Origin of the sequence: Agromyces mariniharenae (assembly GCF_008122505.1) — a bacterium.
In the GTDB taxonomy this organism is placed as follows: domain Bacteria; phylum Actinomycetota; class Actinomycetes; order Actinomycetales; family Microbacteriaceae; genus Agromyces; species Agromyces mariniharenae.
This window is the reverse complement of the sequence record NZ_VSSB01000002.1, coordinates 282,440-301,248: the sequence shown is the minus strand read 5'-3', so window position 1 is coordinate 301,248 and position 18,809 is coordinate 282,440. Positions and strand designations below refer to the sequence as shown.

Here is an 18,809-nt window from a genome sequence, read left to right as displayed (position 1 = left end):
ACGGGCTCGGGGAACGAGCGGTCAGGACCGGACACGGCGGGAGGCCATGATCGCGACGAAGTGCCCCAGGAGCGAGAGCGCCGCGAGCGGCAGCAGCGCGATCACGACGACGCGGTCGACGAGCGGCTGTCCGGCGAAGAGGCCCACGATGGCCGCGGCGAGCGCGATGAGCGTGAGCTCGACCGAGTGGTACAGGCGGTGGAACGGCAGGAAGCGCGCGGCCTTGCGGAGCTTCGCGATGAGCCCGCCGCGCGGCGCGGTCTCGCCGTGCGTGTCGGCGAGCTTCGGCAGGCCGGCGTTCGCGCGCGCCACGTGCACCATGTCGTTGAGCGCCTTGTTCAGCACGATGACGAGCGCGAGCAGCGCGCCGACGGTCGTCCAGAGGAAGTCGGCCGGGAACTCGAGCGGGTACGCGGCGGCGCGGATGCCGAGCGCGAGCGGGATGAGCGCCTCGGTCGTGTAGTGGCCGACCTTGTCGAGGAAGACGCCGGCGGGCGACGACGTGCGGCGCCAGCGGGCGACCTCGCCGTCGCAGCAGTCGACGAGCATCTGCAGCTGGCCGAGCACGACCGCGAGCAGCGCGCCCCAGATGCCCGGGATGAGCAGGGCCGCGGCGGTCGACCAGCCGACGAGGATCATGAGGCCCGTGACGCCGTTGGCGGAGATCGGGGTCTTCAGCAGGAGCCACGTGAGGTACGGCGAGAAGCGACGGAGGTAGAGCGACGCCGTCCAGTGCTCGGCGTTGCGTCGGCCGCGGACCTCGGGCGGCTGGGTGACGGCGCGGAGCTCGGCGATGCTCGTGGGCCTGGCCTGGGCCGGACCGGCTTGTGACATCCGCGTCACCTTCCCGTGTGCTTGGCGATGTTGCTCGTCAGCGAGAGGTAGCCGAGCACGAAGCCGACGCCCCACGAGACGTGTATGCAGGGCAAGACTACGAGAAACCTCCACGCCACGGCGGCTCCGCGCACGCGGGCGTAGGCGAGCGTGGCGACGACGACGAAGAGCAGGTAGGCCGCGGGCACGAGGAAGCCGAGGAGCAGCCACGGCGTCGCGCCCATGGCGGCCTGCACGAGGCCGATGATGCCGAGGATGAGCCCGAGGGTCACGCCCACGACCATGGCCGGCGGGATGAAGTAGCGGATGCCGTTGGCCGACGGGAAGCGCCGGGCGAGCTCGCCGCGCCACAGGCCCGTCGAGAACATCTGACGTGCGAGGCGCTCCACGCTCGACCGGGGGCGGTAGGTGACCGCGAGCTCGGGCGTGAACCAGACGGTGCCGCCGGTCTCGCGGAGGCGGCGGTTGAGCTCCCAGTCCTGGCCGCGCTTGATGGTCTCGTCGAAGAGGCCGACGCGCTCGAGCGCAGCGCGGCGGAACACGCCGAGGTACACGGTCTCGGCCGGCCCCTCGGCGCCGCCGACGTGGAACGCCGATCCGCCGAGGCCGACCTTCGTCGTGTAGGCGAGGGCAACGGCCTGCTCGAATGGCGTCTCGCCACGGGCGTCCATGATGCCGCCGACGTTGTCGGCGCCCGTGCGCTCGAGCACGCCCACGGCGACGCGGGCGTAGTCGACGGGCAGCATCGAGTGCGAGTCGACGCGCACCACCACGGGGAACTGCGCGGCGCGGATGCCGATGTTGAGGCCCGAGGGGGTGGAGCCCACCTCGTTCTCGAGCACGCGCACGCGAGCGTCGCGGGCGGCGAGGTCGGCCACGAGCTCGGCGGTGCCGTCGATCGACGGACCGAGCGCGATGAGCACCTCGACGGGGCCGGCGTAGTCCTGCTCGAGGATCGACTCCACCGCCGCGCGCACGTGCGAGGCGTCGTTCAGCACGGGCATGACGTAGGAGACGCCGACGAGCGGCGACGCTGCCGCCTCATGGTGCTGCTCGGGCATGTTCCTCACTCGCTCGGGTCGATCGAGCCTAGCAGCCGGCGCGTTCGCGGACGCTGAAGGGGCCGGGGTCCCATGGACCCCGGCCCCGTCGTTCGACCGGTCGTGCGAGCGTCAGCCCTCGAAGGTGCCGAGCGTCACGGTCGCGGTCTGCGAGTCGCCGTCGCGGGTGAAGGTGATCTCCGCCTTCGCGCCGCCCGGGAGCGCACGCACCTGCGCGGTCAGGTCGGTCTGGTCGGTGATCGGCACGCCGTTGAACTCGGTGACCACGTCGCCGGCCTGCAGGCCCGCCTGCTCGGCCGCGCCGCCCGAGCTCACCTCGGAGATGAGGGCGCCGACGGTGTCGCTCTCGCCGTCGGCCTCGGCCGACGTGACCGTCGCGCCGAGGAGGCCGTGCGTGGCCGCCCCGCTCTCGATGATCTCCTCGGAGATGCGCTTCGCGAGGTTCGACGGCACCGCGAACCCGACGCCGATGTTGCCGGCCTCGGTGCTCGAGCCGCCCGCCGAGAGGATCGCGACGTTCACGCCGATGAGCTTGCCCTCGGAGTCGAGCAGCGCACCGCCCGAGTTGCCCGGGTTGATCGCGGCATCCGTCTGGATGACCGGGAGCGACACCTGGCCGGCCGACGCCTGCGGCGCCTGCGACTCGCCGCTGTCGGGGTCGGGCAGGTCGAAGAAGAAGTCGAACGGGCTCTGGCCGTCGCCCTGGCCCTGGTCGCCCTCGCCCGAGTCGCCCTGGGAGTCGTCGGGCGTCGTCGGCGCGGCCGAGGAGGCCACGTCGATCGAGCGGTTGAGGGCGCTGATGATGCCGTTCGTCACGGTGCCCGAGAGGCCGAGCGGCGCGCCGATCGCGATCGCCGTGTCGCCGACGTTGAGCTTGTCGGAGTCGGCGAACTCGAGCGGCGTGAGGCCCGACGCGTCGACGAGCTTGATCACCGCGAGGTCGGACAGCGGGTCGGTGCCGACGAGCTCCGCCGCGTAGAGGTGGCCGTCGCTCGTCTTGACCTGGATGGTCGGGTCGCCGGTGGCGCCGTCGAGGGTCACGACGTGCGTGTTGGTGAGCACGTAGCCGTCCTCCGACAGGATGATGCCCGAACCCGTGCCGCCGGCCTGGCCGCCGCTGACCGAGATGGTCACGACGCTCGGGCTGGCCTTCGCGGCCACCGCGGTGATCTGGTTCACCGAGTCGGTGTCGTTGACGACGATGTTCTGCGCGCTGCCGGCGCTGTCGCTCGTCGCGGGAGCCTGGTTGCTCGAGATGAGCGCCGTGATGCCGGCGCCCGACGCGCCGCCGATGAGGGCGGCCGCCACGATCGCGGCGGCGACGCCGAGGCCCACCCGGCGCTGCTTGGGCGCGGGCTGGCCGGCCTGCGCGGGCTGGCCGGGCTGCGTGCCGTACGGCGGCACACCGGCGTAGGAGCCGGTCGGCTGCGCGTCGCCGGGGCGGGGTCCGCCGAACGCGGGCGGCACCTGGCCGCTCACGGGCTGCGTCGGAGCCGTCTGCTGCGCGGATGCCGCGGCGGGCGCCGGCGCGGCGTAGGGCTGCGGGGCCTGGCCGGGCTGGTAGACCGTGCCGGTCGCCTGGGCGGCCGGGACCGGCTCGGGGGCGGCGGGCGCGGCGGCAGCCTGCGCGGATGCCGCGGGGGCGGGCGCGGCCGGAGCCTGCGTCGCGGGAGCGGTGGCGGGCGCGGCCGGAGCCGCCTCGGGTGCCGGCGTCTCCGACGACGCGGCGGGGGTCTCGGGGGTCGTCGCGGCGGCCTCCGCGGCCTGGCTCGCGGCGGGCTCAGGGGTTGCGGAGGTGGCGTCGACGACGCCCTCGCGGGCCTCCCCCGTCGAACCGTCAGTGGTGTCGGTCATGGTCTGCTCCTTCCAAAGCGATGCCAGCATCCCGCGCGAGTCTGTGTGCGGCATCGGCGAAGTCTGTGATCCGGCTATCACCGGGCGGTGAGTCCCCCGAATGCGGCGACGGCGTCCCGTCGAACCCGTGCGCCAGCGTAGCGGCCCCACCCTGACGTACGGTGAGAGCGTGAGCGACTTCTCCCCCGCACCCGGCCTGCAGCCCTGGCAGCGCACGGCCGCCGGCGCCGGCCTGCTCGACGCCGACGGCCGCATCGCCGCCACGATCTTCGCCGAGATGAGCGCCCTCGCCGCGCGCACCGGCGCGATCAACCTCGGCCAGGGGTTCCCCGACGAGGACGGGCCCGCCGAGGTGCTCGAGGCCGCCCGGCAGGCCATCGCCGACGGGGTCAACCAGTACCCGCCGGGCATCGGCATGCCCGTGCTGCGCGAGGCGGTCGCCGCGCACCAGCGCCGCTGGTACGGGCTCGAGGTCGACGCGGCATCCGAGGTGCTCGTGACCGCGGGCGCGACGGAGGCGCTCGCCGCGACCCTCCTCGCGTTCGTCGACGCCGGCGACGAGGTCGTGACGTTCGAGCCCTCCTACGACGCCTACGCAGCCCTCGTCGCGCGTGCCGGCGGGGTGCATCGCACGGTGCCGCTCAGGTTCCCCGACTGGCGACCCGACCCGGCCGAGCTCGAGGCGGCGGTCACCGATCGCACGCGCGTCATCCTCGTGAACTCGCCGCACAACCCCACGGGCGCGGTGCTCGACCGCGAGACGCTCGAGCTCGTCGTGCGCCTCGCCGAGCGGCACGACGCGATCATCGTCACCGACGAGGTGTACGAGCACCTCACCTTCGGCGCTCGACACACCCCCATCGCGACGCTGCCCGGCGCCTGGGAGCGCACCGTGTCGATCTCATCGGGCGGCAAGACCTTCTCGACGACCGGCTGGAAGATCGGCTGGATCACCGCGCCCGCCTCGCTCGTGACCGCCGTGCTCGCCGTCAAGCAGTACCTCACGTTCGTGAACGGCGCGCCGTTCCAGCCGGCGATCGCGACCGGGCTGGGGCTTCCCGATGCGTTCTTCACGGACGCCGCGGCCGAGCTCCGCGCGAAGCGCGACCTGCTCGCGGGCGGCCTCGAGGCCGCGGGCTTCGCGGTCTCGCGCCCCGAGGCGGGCTACTTCATCGTCGCGGATGCCGCGCCCCTCGGCTACCGCGACGGCGCCGTGCTGTGCCGGGAGCTGCCCGAGCGTGCCGGCGTGGTCGGCGTGCCCGTGTCGGCGTTCGTGCACCCCGACCGCCAGGACGCGTACCGCAGCCTCGTGCGCTTCGCGTTCTGCAAGCGGCACGCGGTGCTCGAGGACGCGACGGCGCGGCTCGCGGGGCTCGCGGTCGGCTGAACCGGGCTCGGTGACGGCGGCTGAGGCGGCCGCGAGCTCAGCCGCGGCGCTCGGTCACGTCGAAACGGCGGAGCGCGAGCGCCGGGTTGAGCCGCCGCACGGCCTCGATGCGCTCGCGCGACACCCAGGCGACCGCGACATCCGTGCCCTCGCCGATCGTGGCCACCTCGACGCCCATCGGGTCGACGACCATGCTGTTGCCCGCACCTACCGGCGGGGCGTGGTCGGCGGCCGCGACGTACATCGTGTTCTCGAGGGCGCGGGCCGTCGTGAGCACGCGCCAGTGCGACTCCTTCAGCGGTCCGCGCACCCACTCGGCGGGCATGCAGACCACGTCGGCGCCCGCGTCGACGATGCGCCGCGTCACCTCGGGGAACCGCACGTCGTAGCAGGTCTGCAGCCCGAACCGCAGGCCGCCCGCCTCGAAGACCTCGGGAGCGGCGATCTCGCCCGGCGCCACCCACGCGGACTCGCGCTGCCCGAATGCGTCGTACAGGTGCAGCTTGCGGTACCGAGCGACGATGTCCCCGCCCGGCGCGACGGCGACCACGGTGTTGCCCACGCGGTGCTCCTCGCCGTCGAGCCGCTCGATCATGCCGGCGACGAGGTGCACGTCGAGGCGGGTCGCCAGCTCGGCGAGCCGCTCCGTGAACCGACCACCGACGCGCTCCGCCTTGGCGTGCCACTCGGGACCCGGCTCGGGCGTGAACCAGCTCGAGTACTCGGGGAACACGACGAGGCGCGCTCCTCGCGCGACCGCCAGCTCGGCGAGCCGGGTGATCTCGGCGAGGTTCGCGTCGGCGTCGGCATCCGGCGCGAACTGGGCGACGGCGATCGGGAATCCGGGCGAGGCCGCGTCGACAGGCTCCATGCCGACAGCCTACGGCGCACGGATGCCGCGGCGACCTCCCATCCACACCGCTCCTGCTGGACGGTCAGCTCTCCCGACGGACGTCGGCCTCGACGTGCCGATACCCGGCCGTCTCGTACCCGACGGCGACGACGAAGGGCGACAGCATCACGACGAAGAGGCACCACCCCAAGGGAAGGCCGGCAACGGCGAGCAGGACGCCCAGCACCAGGAAGGCGACCATGCCCGCCGCGAGGAGCACGTGGAACGCGTCGACGGCGCGGAAGAGGATCGACCAGAGCACGAAGTACGCCACCAGGAAGACGAACACGGGGATGGCGACCGACAGCACGACGCCGGTCGTGCCGATGGACGTCTCCCCCTCAGCGGCGTACGCGGCCACGTGCAGTCCGGCGCCGACCGCCGCCACCCCGCCGAAGAGGACGATGTGACCGTAGCCCCACGCCCACTTCCGCTCGCGATGCCGCGCGAGGACGGGTGCCGACGGAAGGATGAAGTAGTCCACCAGAGGCCGAACGTCAGGCCGGTGCCCGCGATCACGATGAGCACCGCCTCGCTGCTCCAGCCGACGTGCGCGACCACGGCGGCGACGGCGGCGATGGTCCCGAGGATCCCCTCGCCGAGCGTGATGATCACCATCAGGCCGTACCGCTCGCTGATGTGGCGTGCGTTCCACGGCGTCCCCTGCCAGCTGTGGTCCGCACTCCTCGCATTCCAGGTCGCGAACGGATGCCCCGCGAACTCGGCGATCCAGAGGACGACGAGCACCGCGACCAGGACGGCGGTGCTCTCGGGCTGCACCAGCGCCACGGTCAGCCAGCCGGCCTGGATCACCACGTTGAATCCCGCGTAGCGCAGGGCGACGCGCCGGTTGGCCGGATCCTCCCTCGCGACGCGCAGCCACATCAGGACGAGCGACGTCCGCATGACGACGTAGCCGACGGCGACGAGCACGAAGTCGAACGGCCCGCCGTCGTCGATCGACTGGAAGACCGCCGGGATGCCGAGCGCGAGCACGATGACGCCGACCATCTGCACCATCGTCAGGATGCGCTGCAGCCAGTCGTCCGTGTCGAACGCCGACGCGAACCACGTGAAGTTGATCCACGCCCAGCACACCGACAGCAGGACGAACGCGAAACCCCAGACGGCGACCGGGATATGCGCCTCCGCGACGTAGTGCGCGAGTTGGTCGCCCGCCTGCGCGAACGCCACGACGAACGTCAGGTCGAACAGCAGTTCCAGCGGGGTGACCGTGCGATGCGGTTCGCGCGGATCACGACCGAGCATTCGTCGGAGACCGTGCGGGCGCACGTACTCGACGACCGGGTCGGGTGCTGACACGCGATCAGGATAGGGAAGACGAGCTCAGGTCGTCCACCCGGCGAGCATCCTCGCCGGGCCCCGGTGCCGTTCGGCGCGGCCATGCGGTCAGCGCAACCCGAGAGACCCGGCATCCGTCAGGGCAGGCAGGGCAGCGATTTCACGCCCATCCAGCGCCCCTCGAACCACATCACCTCGTAGTCGTACGGATACGCGGGCGCGACCAGTACGTAGCCGGTGGCGCGATCGGGGTACCACCAGTCCCAGATGGCCTCCGTCTCGCAACCGGGACGGTAGTCGCCCGCCGCCTCGACGCGGAGCGGGGGCTGGGGCGGGAAGCCCGTGACCAGCGGCCCGCTCGGAGGGCGCGGCGTGGTGGACGACGAGGCGCCGGATCCCTGCTCCTCGGCAGCGGCGGCCGCGGCCGCGGCGGCGGCCGCCGCTGTTGCTGCAGCTGCGACGTTGGCGGCGTGGGAGGCGACGACGCGATCGCTCGCGGAACGCAGCCGTTCGAGCGATCCGGCGGCGTCCTCGCCGTCGGCCACCGCCGCACGGACCTCCGTGACCGCCGACGCCGCCTCGTCCTTCGCCGCCTGGTCGGCCGAGCCGTTCGCCGCGACGCGGGCCTCGGCGCCGGCGCAGACGGCCTCGAGGAACACCGCGTGCGCGGCGCGCACCGCCGTTCGGGCCGCGCCCATCGCGCCGATGTCCCGTCCTTCCATGGCCCGGTCGAGCTCGGTGACGACGTCGTCCAGTGCAGCGGTCGCCTCGGCATCCGCCAGGTCGCCCGCCGACTCGATGGCCGCGCGAGCCGCGACGGCGACGGGCTCGACGCTGCGCCGAGCGGCGGCGACGGCGCGCTGCCAGCGGTCGGCGGACGCTGCACGCTCGGCAGCCGACTGCTCGGTCTCCGCCACGTGCCGCTGCTCGGCCTGCGCGATCGAGTCCTGCACGGCGAAGCTGCAGAACATGAGGACGACGAAGGCGAGGAGCGCGGCGGTGGACTTCCCGATGGCAGACATCGAGATGATCCTAGGGGGTCGCCGGCGGGCCTTCGCGCCATCGGCATGGGCCCGGGAATGCAGAAGATCCCGGCCTCGTGATGAGACCGGGATCTTCCGTTTCTGGTTGCGGGGGCAGGATTTGAACCTACGACCTCTGGGTTCCGCGTCAGCCGCTTGATTCCGCGGGACCGCCGTCGTTCTCCACAGAGTTATCCACAGCGCCAGGTGGGGGCAATCCTCCGGTTGTCAGACTGGCGCCACGTCGTCGGGGACGACCGTGAGGAACACCGGGGAGCGAGCTGACTCCCCTCTGGGGACGGGGGTCGAGGGGGTGCTATCACGCTACCGCGCCGCGCTGATCCAGGCTGGACGCTCCATCGGCACCATCCAGCAACGAATCGGCGACGTGGAGCGATGGGCCGCCTTCCACCGAGACATCCTGGCTGCGACAACCGCGGAGCTCGTCGCATACGTCGGGAATCCTGACTGGTCGGCCGAGTACCGGAAGAAGATCACCGCCTCGTTCCGATCCTTCTACCGGTGGGCACACTCGACAGGTCTCATCGAGACCAACCCTGCCGCGGAGCTTCCGAGCGTGACGGTGCCACGCCGGCCCGCCCTCCCCGCCTCGCCCGAAACGGTCGTGCTCACCGCGTTCGAGTCCGGGACGCTGCACGAGAGGACGATGCTGCTCCTGGCCGCGACGATGGGCCTGCGCCGAACCGAGATCGCCAGCCTCCACCCCGCCGACCGACGCGAGCGGGTGATCCGCGTGCACGGCAAGAACAGCACCGTTCGGGAGCTTACCCTCGACAAGCTCACCTACGAGCTCCTCATCCAAGTCGAGGCCGAACAGGGGCGCGACAGCTACTACTTCCCCGGCCGGTTCGGCGGCCACGTTCACCCCGCGACGGTCTACAAGTGGCTGAAGCCTCACCTCGGCCCCGAGTGGACGCTCCACTCCTGCCGACGGCGCGCGGCCACCGTCGGGTATCGCGCGACGAAGAACGTCTACGCCGTCCAACAGTTCCTAGGCCACTCCTCCGTCGAGACCACGCAGATCTACGTCGACGTCGGCGCCGAGGACATCGCAGCCGTCGCCGCAGCCGCGTCGCTCGTCTCGGCACGCAGCACCCGGCATGTCGCCGGCCTACGACCTGAAGAACGCGACGACATCGACGACAAGGGCGAGTTCCTCGCCGACCTGGCGAGTCTCACGAGCCGGGCACGAATCTACGGCCTCGAACTCACCATCCGATGAAGAACCGGATCGACCCGGCCGCGGCCGGCGAGCACGTGCTAAGCCCATGGGCATCCCATCTGAACACTCCATGCTCGCCCCTACGTGCCGTGCCGCAACCCCAGTGTCGGCGAGCGAACGGCCGGGGACGGTGCTCCGCACCATGCGTGGTGACCTCCAGCGTTCGGGGGTTGCACCACGTCACTCCGATGCGCTCACTCCGCTTGTCAGGTGGGATGCCCGCCGAAACGGTGGGGCCCAACGATTGCGCCCACCAAGCGCCATGGGCCGTGACCCCGCACACGCCCGCCGAGCACCACACGCTCGTCGACGCCCGCGCCAAATGGCGCCCGCCACCGCATAACCGCGGAACCAGGAAGGAACCACGATGACCGAGATCGCAACCCGCGTCCGCGCATGGGCGAAGGGCATGTACCCCACCGAAGCAGGCGCCGAACTCCTGATCCGCCACGGCGCGATCCACGACGGCGCACCGTGGCTCACCGATCACGGGGGCCTCACCTCCATCGACACGTTCGTGCTGCTTGACGAGACCGGTGCATGGTCCGGCGGTGAACGCCGCATCGTCGCAATCGCCGCATCCCTCCTCGACGGGGCGCCAGTCGACCTCTGTGACATCATCCCGGGGCTCGATCGGAAGAATCTCGCGCTCGTGCTCGCCGCAATCGCCCACGCAAATGGTTCCCATGAAGACGGCGGCATCCGCTTCAGCGACGACGGTGTCCCCCTCGGGTTCTATCGCGACTCCAGCCTTTACCCCTGGCCTGAACCCATCTCCCGATGAGCCCCCTTGTAGTGGTCCCGACACGTCTGAATTTGACAGCTAGATTCATGACCGGAATGAGGGGCTTGAATCACGCCCACTTGGCGCGCCTTCGGCTGCGCATTCCGGCGCTCGACTTCGCGTCGGATACTAGCGTCCTCGCGTCCGACTAGGCCACTGTGGTGCCCATGAGGACCACCGAGTCGGAGAAGCTCTACGAACACAACGGCATCTTGTGGAGGCCGAAGCCTAGCGCGACAGCGACCTTCGAAGAGATGCTGGCCGCTCGTGCGGTCTTCGTGGAGATTCACCAGGACGCCCTCTGGAATCCATGGGTCGAGGACGACCGCGCGGACGATCTCGAGCGGGCCGAGGCTGTCATGGGTCAGTGGACGCGTGGCGAGCCGTGGTTCCGGTACAAGACCAATCGTCAGCTGGACGCCGAGTTCGCCGATGTCGATCGGCGGATTTCGGCCGAACGAGCCGCAGACGAGGCTCGCTGGGAGCACGACAGTGAACGGTACAACCTGGAGCGTGAGGTGGCGCGCCTGTCGCTCCTCGAAATGAGCTCCATCCTGGCGCGCGACCGTGAGGAACTCGCCGCGTACCGCTCGGGCGAACGCTTCCCGGCCATGCCCCACAGCATTCGCGCAGGGAACATGGCCGAACTCGAGGTCACGATCGCGCAGCGCGAGGCCACAGTCAAGCGGCTGGCAGAACAAGTCGGCGACCCGGAAGACGTGGTCGACAAGCAAGGCTACCTGCCGCGCGATCGACGGGTGATCTCGCTTATGTATTACCGAATGAATCGCGAGCGCGACGTGACCGCGCTGCGCGCCCAGATTCCCGAACTGCAGGAAGGGCTCAAGCAGGCGACCGACAAGGCGGAGAAACCGAAGCTGCGTACGGAAATTCAGATAGCCGAACGTCGGCTTGCCGATCTCCTCGCCGTTCCACCGCTCACGGCGGACGACATGTGTTCCGAGTGCGCCACTCCCGCCAGCAAACACGGCTGGGTGACGCCGCCGTACCAGGGCCCGTGTCCAGCATGGCCGGGCTGGTCGGCTCGTCTCCGCGAGGTGCGGCGCATGCTCGAGCAGTCAGCTGCTCGCACGAAGCTGAAAGAAGCTGACCCGCGGAAGCCGCAACCGCTCGCCACGGTGCCCTCTGGCCTGCCGCTGGGCGAAGTGGCGAAGCGCCTGGCTGAGCTCGACGCTGAGTTCCCCGGTGCCATCGTGAAGCGGGGTCGAGCCAATCGCTGGGAGCTCTGGCCGCCCAAATGAGACATAGTGCTTGTCGGGCCGTGGTCGACGTAGATGTTCTCATCGTCGACGCCCAGTCAGCAAAGCGCGAGGCCCGGCGTGGCGAGGCCGAACGACAGCGATCCCACTGAGGGATGCTCCGGCGGCGCAGGCTCAGTTGAACTGGAACGTGCGGTACGAGCTCCGCACGTTGAACCGGCGACCCTCTTTCCGGCGCTGGAGGAACCCGGCGATCGTGTCAACGTCGTTCGGCCGCATCCCGAGCTCTCGGCACTTCGCACGGACCTGCTCGACAGTGACCGAGCTCCACCGCTCTGGGCGGTTCATCATGTCCGCCTTCAGCTTGTCTTCCTCGTTCCATTTCAGTCCAGACGAGTATCCAGCCGCCATGCCGGCCACGTACTCGAGGATGCCGTCGATCCCATTGGGCAGGGGTTCGAGGAGCTTCTCTTCACCCGAGACCGTCGACGCGGGCACGATCCCCTCAGGCAGCAACTGCATCGGATTGGTGTCGGCGATCCACTCAGCTGTCTCCTGCGTATTCCACTCGATGACCACGAGGGCGTCCGCCTCACTCCCCCAAAGATCGTTCAGATGCTTACGGTCCGGCCAGGCGTACAGCACCCGCTGGCCGTCGAAGGAGCCGCCGACGAACCCCCGCCATGTGCGATGAACGACTCCAGGCTGCGCGATCAAACGCCTCAGGCTGTCTCCATCGAAGTTCTTCTGTGGCGTCACAACGACGATCGGACCACCGGGCTGCTGCAAGAGCCACTCCACAGCACGCCGATTCTGTGACTCGCGTGAATCCGGCTCTCCGAGCCGCGACACCGCAACGGGGATGGACGACATACAGCGACTCCTCTACCTCGCAGCCTTCCGGTGTCACGAAGCTAGCGCTGCCGTACGACAACCCGATCGGGGTGAGCCGACGGAGAAGGCAAATGCTGCTGGTGGACCTGCAGGATCGTCCCGTGCCTCGAGCGGTTTGGGATCGGACGTCACAGTCACAGTTGCTCTTGCGGCGTGAGCAGATACTCACGGCTCTACTCCGGCTAGGAGAATCAGCCCTGGATTCGCGAACGCCCAACTGTCGGGGAAAACAGCGGAGTCCGGTCAACTCAGTCGATGAACCAGCTTTCGCTGATTCTGTCGCCTACTTGCCAGATTCGCCCGCGCTCGGCGTTCAGGATCGCCAGTACGAGGATCTCCTGGAGCTGATCCAGCGTCCACGATCCGGGTCGCGGCTTGAAATCAAGATGGCGCCAGTACCAGTACTCCATCGTGGTGTCGTCGCGAAGCTGCTCGAGCCAGGGATAGGTGGTCGCCGGGTGTGGAGCATATGCGGGCCCGTCGAATTCATGAACTCGCCCGTCCACGAAGACGATAAGCCCATCGATGGCGCCGCTCTCGCTGAAGTACGCGCCCTTTCGCACATCTGGGATTGCCCACCCATCGCCTAGCTCGTCTACCACGGCACCGGCGCGCTGCTCTGGGATCCAATAATCCCAGGGTCTCTGCATCTTCTTGAACCAATCTTCCGGCTCTGCTGGCGCATAGCCGGCCTCGCGAGCCACCCACTCCTTGTAAGTTGCAAACCGATACCGGGGAATGCCCACCCTGTGAGCAGCTGTGGCGAATTCGGCCACGATCGGCAACAGCTGCTGTTGCCTCACCGACACGCGTTCGGCTTCCTCGGCGCGCTGCCTTTCGATTCTTGCCTCTAACGCCGACTCGGCCTCCTCCTGTCGCTTACGAGCGCCGCTGAGAGCGTCTTCAAACCCCATCACGACCTCCCCATTCCATGGTCAACGACCGGTCTTCCAGAGCTGGGCGAGCACGAGGGCGCCGATGCTGATGCCGACGCCCCGTCAGGCTACTTACAGCCCGGCGCCTGCACGTGAGCGTGCCCTGTTCGCGCCGATGATGGAGAGAACGAGGGCTATGAGCGCGACGCCGGTGGCCTGGTTGGCGCGAGGAAGTTGGCTGCTGCGGGAACCGCGATAACGAAGCCGCGATAGCGAATCCGTTTCGGATCGACTGCGTCGGAGTCATCGTGGCCGGCGACGCCGCCGCCCACTCCGTGCAGGTCCACCACCTCGAGGGGCCGGCGCGTTCGGGGTCGGGGTACCAGCCGGCGGGCGGGAGACTCGTCTTCTGCATGCTCATGGTGGGAAGCTTCCCAGCGCATAGCCGACCCGCGCCATTCCCAGTCGCGCGCCGACGCGACCAGAGTTGCTCCAAGTGCGCGGTACAGATCGAGGATGTCTGCTGCCGCTTGCGGAGGCAGCAGTCCAAGCGTGGCGCCGGCGGCCGTGCAGCTTCAAGCAAGCCCGCCTGAAGGAGGATCGACTGCAGCTCTCGCGATCGCGCCCCGGTCGCCACCATGATCAGTCGCCATTCTTCTTTCTGTTCTGCAGTTGCAGTCCGCCGGCCGGTCGGGTTTCGATGTGGAAGAGTTCCGTCGCGCGAACCAGCTCGGAGAGTTTTGCGTAGCCCCAGTTTCGTGAGTCGAAGTCGGGATGTTGTTTCCGCATTAGCTGGCCCACCGTGGCAAGGTTCGCCCATCCGTCCTCTCCCGATGCGGTGGTGACACTCGTTCGTAGCCCGGAGACAAGCTTTGTGTCGCTGCGCAGTCTCGGCGGCGGAACGCGAGTGCGCGCTGCAGAGGTGCTCTCCGTTGCTGGCTGGTCGAGCACGTCCAGGTAAGTGAACCGATCGCACGCGTTACGGAATGCTTCGGGCGTCTTCCGCTCACCGAACCCATAGACGGTGACACCCTCTTCGCGGATGCGAGACGCGAGACGGGTGAAGTCGCTGTCGGATGACACGATGCAGAACCCGTGAAATCGGCGCGTGTACAGCAGGTCCATGGCGTCGATGATCAACGCACTGTCGGTCGCGTTCTTGCCGACCGTGTTGGCAAACTGCTGGATTGGCTGAATCACATGCTCGCTCGCAACCTGCTTCCAACTGCTTAGGTTCGGCTTGGTCCAGTCGCCGTAGACCCGCTTGACCGAGGCAGTGCCGAAACGTGCGACCTCGGTAAGGACTGCACCGATTGTCGAAGGCGGCACGTTGTCAGCGTCCACAAGAACGGCGAGGAGGTCGTGAGGCTGCGCCATGCGACAAGCATGGCAGTGAGCGCCCAACGATTGGCCATCCCGCTACGCGGATCCACTGAGGGCCGCTGTCTCCATCGATGTCGGAAGTATTGGTCATAATTGAGATCGGGAGGTCCCATGACCGACATCGTTTCTGGAGCGAGCTCCATCTTCGGCGCGGTCGCGGGTCCCGTCGCAGCCGGTCAGGTGACGAAAGGCCACATCCGTTGGGCGCGGCGGCACGCAAGCGGCACCGCTCTGTTGGAATCCCTTCTTTCCGTCAAGCGGCTGCTGGACCACCGAGACGTAGTGACCGACGTCGAGCGCTGGAAGATGGCGATTGAAGGGGCAATTACCACGATCGAGCAAGAGCAGTCGGGTCTGCCCCGGCAGTGGGCACATCTAGAGAGAAGCGTCCGAGCTGCGATAAGCGAAGCGACGGGCTTGGGGTTCGCCGATCGGATGTCCGACGACCAATGCTGGCGAGTGGTCGGCTTTGATCGACTGTGGTTGGACTTTGCCGCTGAATACCTCCGTCTCGTGATTGCCACGATCGGGCTCTGGCGTGAAGAGCCCTCATTCCGTCGGGCCAACCAAGTGACCATCCCCAGTTTCGATCGATGGCTACAAGAGTCGGGTCGCTACGTTCCCGGCCTCGGCCTCTGGCCCGACGAAAGCTCACTGAAGCCGCAACGCAGGGAACGGTCAATTCTGCCGTAGGACGACGCGACGAACTCGGCGTTCAGGGAGAGCGGCTCCAGCTGCACGAGCTCGGTTCGTGGTCGCCGGAACGGCTTGACTCGGTCCGGCGACCACACGCCGCGTTCGGGGATCCCACTTGATCCTGGCGTCGGATGACGCGGGTCGCGCTAGCGTCTTGACCGACACCGCCGGCGCACCTGCAACTTGAACTGGACATGGGTGTCCGTGCGGCCAACTAAGTTGGTGGAATGACTCCTGGCCGTGACACCGGCGAGCAATCCTCGTTCGACGACGATGCGGCTGCGCAATTGCGGGCATCGCTCGCATCGCATGGAGCATTGCCTTACCTGTTCATCGGCAGCGGCATCTCCCGCCGTTATCTCGGCCTTCCCGATTGGGAAGGCCTTCTGCGGCAGTTTGCGGCAGAGGCAGGTGAGAACTTCAACTACCACCTGGCGACAGCGAATGGAGATCTCCCGACCGCTGCAACCAGCGTCGCTCAGGCGTTTCACCAGCGCTGGTGGAACGACCAGTCCTACGCGCAGCAGCGCGAACAGCATTCGGCGATCGTTCGTGACGATGAGGGCGGTCTGAAGGTGGCGATCGCCGAGTACATCCGCACGCATGACGCATTGACCGCGGGCGTCCCCGGCGTCGATGACCCCGACCTGGCCGCCGAAGTCGCCCTGCTCGGATCAGCTGTCGTCGACGGCGTGATCACGACCAACTACGACTCTCTGACCGACCAATTGTTCCCAGCCTTTCAGCCGTACGTCGGTCAGGACGAACTGCTCATGAGCGATGCCCAGTTCATAGCAGAGACGTATAAGATCCACGGCGCGGCCACGCAGCCGCTGTCGCTGATCCTGACCAAGGGCGACTACGAGCGGTTCTCCAACCGGAATCACTACCTCGCCGCCAAACTGCTGACGATCTTCGCCGAGCATCCCGTGATCTTCGTCGGCTACAGTCTCAGCGATGAGTACCTGAACGAGATCCTGGACAACATCGCGACCGCGGTCGGACCTGATCGACTGGGCGAACTCGGCAAGCGCATCTACTTCGTTGAGTGGAACCCCGATGCGTCGTCAGCCACGGTCATCGAGCAGACGAGCATCCAGCGGGGCGGTTCGCGACTTCCGATCACTCGGGTCGGAACCCACAGCTTCGAATGGCTGTGGGGGGTCCTCTCCCATCTGGAACGTCCGTTCCCTGCAGCGATCCTCCGCGAACTACGGAAGCACGTCTTCGACCTCGTCACACACCCCGATCCATCGCAGACACGTGAAGTCGTGCGCGCGATTCCGATCGATGCGGAAGACGCCGACGAGTATCGCGTGGTCTTCGGGGTGGGCGCGTTCTCCGAGAAGGACCTGCAGAACCTGTCCACCATCGGCCGCACGCTTCGTCGTGATGACGTCGAACAGGATGTCCTCGGTATTCGCAAACACGGGTTGGACCCGGACAATCTCCTGGCGTCCGGAGTCCGCGACGGGATTCGCGCGGCGCACAACTCGTATCTGCCGGTTCACAAGTACTTGCTTGAGGCCGGACGCATCGCCCCAGACGGAAGCATTCACTTCGACGGGCTCCCAGATGTCATCAAGCGGCTCGCGGAGCGACCTCTGACGGCGTCCGCTCAGAACGAAGCGCGATTCAATCGCGACGTGAAGGGCGCCCTAACCACTCCACGGCAGATCGTCGACTCGGAGTACACGACGTATTTCAAGCTCGAGTGCTTGGTCCTCCTCGATCCGGCCGACTACAGCACCACTGACCTGCACGACGTACTGGTTGAGCTTTACGGAACCCCCGACGTGAGTTCGCCGTATAACTTGGCGCTATTCCGCCGCGCGATTTGCCTGTACGACCGTCGCAAAGCCCTCGAAGCCGCCGCCGCTGGCGCGGCGACACAGGAGTAGGAGGAATTAAGGTGACCGAATCCGGCTACACGGACATTCCCGCAGTCATCCGGGTACTGGACGGGATGAAGCTCTCGGCTTCGAAGCAGACAGAGGGCGCTGTGAGGGCTCTGCTGAGGAATGCCCAGACCAACAGCCTCGAGACGCACGCGGAAATCTTCCTCGTCGACAAGAGCAAGAGCGCGCTGAAGAACCTGACCCCGAAGGACTGGGCTGTCTTGGGAATCGGAACGCTAGTCGTGATCGGAGCGACGGTAGCAACGGTCAAGGTCATGGATCGCTTCAAGGCGGGGCGGCCGGAGAAGGCCGAAGCCATCAAGACCGACGGTTCCCATGGGATTGAGCTCCATGAACCCTCCGAGGAACTGTCGCCGGTGGAAGCGCCCGTGGCGCTCGTCATCGGCTCCGAGGTCGAGACTGCTGACGAGCAAGTTTTCATCACCATGACTGCCGAGGACTGGCAGGAACTCCTGCGAAAGGCCGTGCTGCTCAACTCGCTCGAAGAACGGATCTGGCTGCTCCTGTCCAGCGTTCGCATCGAGGGCGCCGACGAGGACGTCCTCGAGTGGCAGCAGCGGATGAAGGAGCTCTCCCCGCAGGCGGCTGCATCCGAGGTCAGGCTCATGCTCGAGGCTCATCCCGAGCTGCGCTACGACGAAGAACTGGCCGACCTCATCAGGATGTTCATTGACGGACGCCCCGACGATGGAGACGCCCGACTCAGGTCGCTCGGCGCCGAATAGGCCATGCCGCTCTCTGTGCCTGACTCGGTCGAGCACGAATCTGTCGTCTGCCGTTGATCAAGATGAACGCGCTCGCGATGTCGGCTCTGGCACTTGCGCGTGCTGGATTGGGAGGGCGAGACAGCCATCGGGGTGGGAGCCTCACCCGAGGAGAAATCCGATTCCCGGGGATGCAGCAATTCGCGACGGGCCGGTACCCGGGCACAAGGTCCTGACTGCGAGTGATCGCATCCAGAATTCTGCTCGCAGTTCGCGGCAGAGCAAGCTCGTGCGTGAGTGCAGGCGCGGCGTTCCGGTCTTCCTGCTTGTCGAAGCAGAACACGTCTGGCACTTGAGGGCGGCTGCGTCGCAACCGCGTTACGCCAACATGCGCGTTGCGACCCATCGGAAGTGCATGAAGCTGACACACAACGCCGCAACCACCCTCGATGATGCACTCAGCCGTGTGCGGGTGGCCGGACCTACCGTGATCCACGTCGCCCGGCGCGACGACCGGCACGGCATTCACGATGACATCCGCCTGGCCGTCGCCGGCGCGGAGCGTCGAGCATGACGCGTCAGCTGTCGCGGGCGATGACGATGCTCGGCGACGCGGCTCACGCGCCGCAGCGCATCGGGCATCGACGGTTCGCGTCGTGGTGTCGCGAATGTCGTCGTCGGTTCGTCGCCGGCACTCAGCACACGTCGTTCTGCTCGCAGGCGTGTCGTGACGCAGCTC

The 18,809-nt window shown here is 68.0% G+C and carries 16 protein-coding genes and 1 pseudogene; 8 read left to right on the top strand and 9 right to left on the bottom strand.

What is annotated here, in order from left to right:
• Positions 1-21 precede the first annotated feature (21 nt).
• The 3 genes from FYC51_RS14690 to FYC51_RS14680 all read right to left on the bottom strand — a co-directional run bounded on the left by FYC51_RS14690 (position 22) and on the right by FYC51_RS14680 (position 3,749).
• Entirely contained in the window at positions 22-834 is an 813-nt protein-coding gene (locus FYC51_RS14690) for a CDP-alcohol phosphatidyltransferase family protein (protein ID WP_148734551.1), read from the bottom strand.
• 5 nt (positions 835-839) lie between these two features.
• Positions 840-1,895 carry a glycosyltransferase family 2 protein gene (locus tag FYC51_RS14685; RefSeq protein ID WP_238476402.1) on the bottom strand — a complete coding sequence of 352 codons (1,056 nt, stop codon included), beginning with the start codon at positions 1,893-1,895 and terminating at the stop codon, positions 840-842.
• Positions 1,896-2,006: 111 nt separating this feature from the next.
• Positions 2,007-3,749, bottom strand: coding sequence for a S1C family serine protease (locus FYC51_RS14680; protein ID WP_148734550.1), 1,743 nt, complete (start codon positions 3,747-3,749; stop codon positions 2,007-2,009).
• A 169-nt stretch (positions 3,750-3,918) separates the two neighbouring features.
• Here FYC51_RS14680 and FYC51_RS14675 point away from each other — a divergent pair, with 169 nt between their 5' ends.
• A complete protein-coding gene (locus tag FYC51_RS14675) occupies positions 3,919-5,136 on the top strand; it encodes an aminotransferase class I/II-fold pyridoxal phosphate-dependent enzyme (RefSeq protein ID WP_238476401.1) in 1,218 nt (405 codons plus the stop codon).
• Positions 5,137-5,173: 37 nt separating this feature from the next.
• Here the strand turns inward: FYC51_RS14675 and FYC51_RS14670 are convergent, their stop codons facing one another.
• The 3 genes and pseudogenes from FYC51_RS14670 to FYC51_RS14660 form a co-directional block, all read right to left on the bottom strand.
• Positions 5,174-6,007 (bottom strand): carbon-nitrogen hydrolase family protein, encoded by an 834-nt coding sequence (locus tag FYC51_RS14670; RefSeq protein WP_148734548.1) that lies wholly within the window; start codon positions 6,005-6,007, stop codon positions 5,174-5,176.
• A gap of 64 nt (positions 6,008-6,071) precedes the next feature.
• Positions 6,072-7,297: pseudogene (locus FYC51_RS19840) on the bottom strand (low temperature requirement protein A).
• A gap of 170 nt (positions 7,298-7,467) precedes the next feature.
• Positions 7,468-8,352 (bottom strand): hypothetical protein, encoded by an 885-nt coding sequence (locus FYC51_RS14660; RefSeq protein WP_148734547.1) that lies wholly within the window; start codon positions 8,350-8,352, stop codon positions 7,468-7,470.
• Positions 8,353-8,929: 577 nt separating this feature from the next.
• Here FYC51_RS14660 and FYC51_RS14655 point away from each other — a divergent pair.
• The 3 genes from FYC51_RS14655 to FYC51_RS14645 all read left to right on the top strand — a co-directional run bounded on the left by FYC51_RS14655 (position 8,930) and on the right by FYC51_RS14645 (position 11,641).
• Positions 8,930-9,595, top strand: a complete 666-nt coding sequence (locus FYC51_RS14655) for a tyrosine-type recombinase/integrase (RefSeq protein ID WP_148734546.1) — start codon at positions 8,930-8,932, stop codon at positions 9,593-9,595.
• A 367-nt stretch (positions 9,596-9,962) separates the two neighbouring features.
• Positions 9,963-10,379: a hypothetical protein gene (locus tag FYC51_RS14650; RefSeq protein WP_148734545.1), complete on the top strand. Its 417-nt coding sequence runs from the start codon at positions 9,963-9,965 to the stop codon at positions 10,377-10,379.
• Positions 10,380-10,546: 167 nt separating this feature from the next.
• Entirely contained in the window at positions 10,547-11,641 is a 1,095-nt protein-coding gene (locus FYC51_RS14645) for a P-loop NTPase family protein (RefSeq protein WP_148734544.1), read from the top strand.
• 132 nt (positions 11,642-11,773) lie between these two features.
• Here the strand turns inward: FYC51_RS14645 and FYC51_RS14640 are convergent, their stop codons facing one another.
• The 3 genes from FYC51_RS14640 to FYC51_RS14630 form a co-directional block, all read right to left on the bottom strand.
• Complete coding sequence (locus tag FYC51_RS14640; RefSeq protein WP_148734543.1) at positions 11,774-12,472, bottom strand: hypothetical protein; 699 nt, start codon at positions 12,470-12,472, stop codon at positions 11,774-11,776.
• Between the two features lie 269 nt (positions 12,473-12,741).
• Positions 12,742-13,407 carry a hypothetical protein gene (locus tag FYC51_RS14635; RefSeq protein ID WP_148734542.1) on the bottom strand — a complete coding sequence of 222 codons (666 nt, stop codon included), beginning with the start codon at positions 13,405-13,407 and terminating at the stop codon, positions 12,742-12,744.
• A 603-nt stretch (positions 13,408-14,010) separates the two neighbouring features.
• The gene (locus FYC51_RS14630) at positions 14,011-14,745 is read right to left on the bottom strand and encodes an NYN domain-containing protein (protein ID WP_148734541.1); all 735 of its coding nucleotides are present in this window, start codon (positions 14,743-14,745) and stop codon (positions 14,011-14,013) included.
• A gap of 117 nt (positions 14,746-14,862) precedes the next feature.
• Here FYC51_RS14630 and FYC51_RS14625 point away from each other — a divergent pair, with 117 nt between their 5' ends.
• The 4 genes from FYC51_RS14625 to FYC51_RS19330 all read left to right on the top strand — a co-directional run bounded on the left by FYC51_RS14625 (position 14,863) and on the right by FYC51_RS19330 (position 18,644).
• The gene (locus FYC51_RS14625; protein WP_148734540.1) at positions 14,863-15,444 is read left to right on the top strand and encodes a hypothetical protein; all 582 of its coding nucleotides are present in this window, start codon (positions 14,863-14,865) and stop codon (positions 15,442-15,444) included.
• 230 nt (positions 15,445-15,674) lie between these two features.
• Entirely contained in the window at positions 15,675-17,348 is a 1,674-nt protein-coding gene (locus FYC51_RS14620) for an SIR2 family protein (protein ID WP_148734539.1), read from the top strand.
• Positions 17,349-17,359: 11 nt separating this feature from the next.
• Positions 17,360-18,091, top strand: coding sequence for a hypothetical protein (locus FYC51_RS14615; protein WP_148734538.1), 732 nt, complete (start codon positions 17,360-17,362; stop codon positions 18,089-18,091).
• Between the two features lie 394 nt (positions 18,092-18,485).
• The gene (locus FYC51_RS19330; RefSeq protein WP_187432681.1) at positions 18,486-18,644 is read left to right on the top strand and encodes a hypothetical protein; all 159 of its coding nucleotides are present in this window, start codon (positions 18,486-18,488) and stop codon (positions 18,642-18,644) included.
• Positions 18,645-18,809 lie beyond the last annotated feature (165 nt).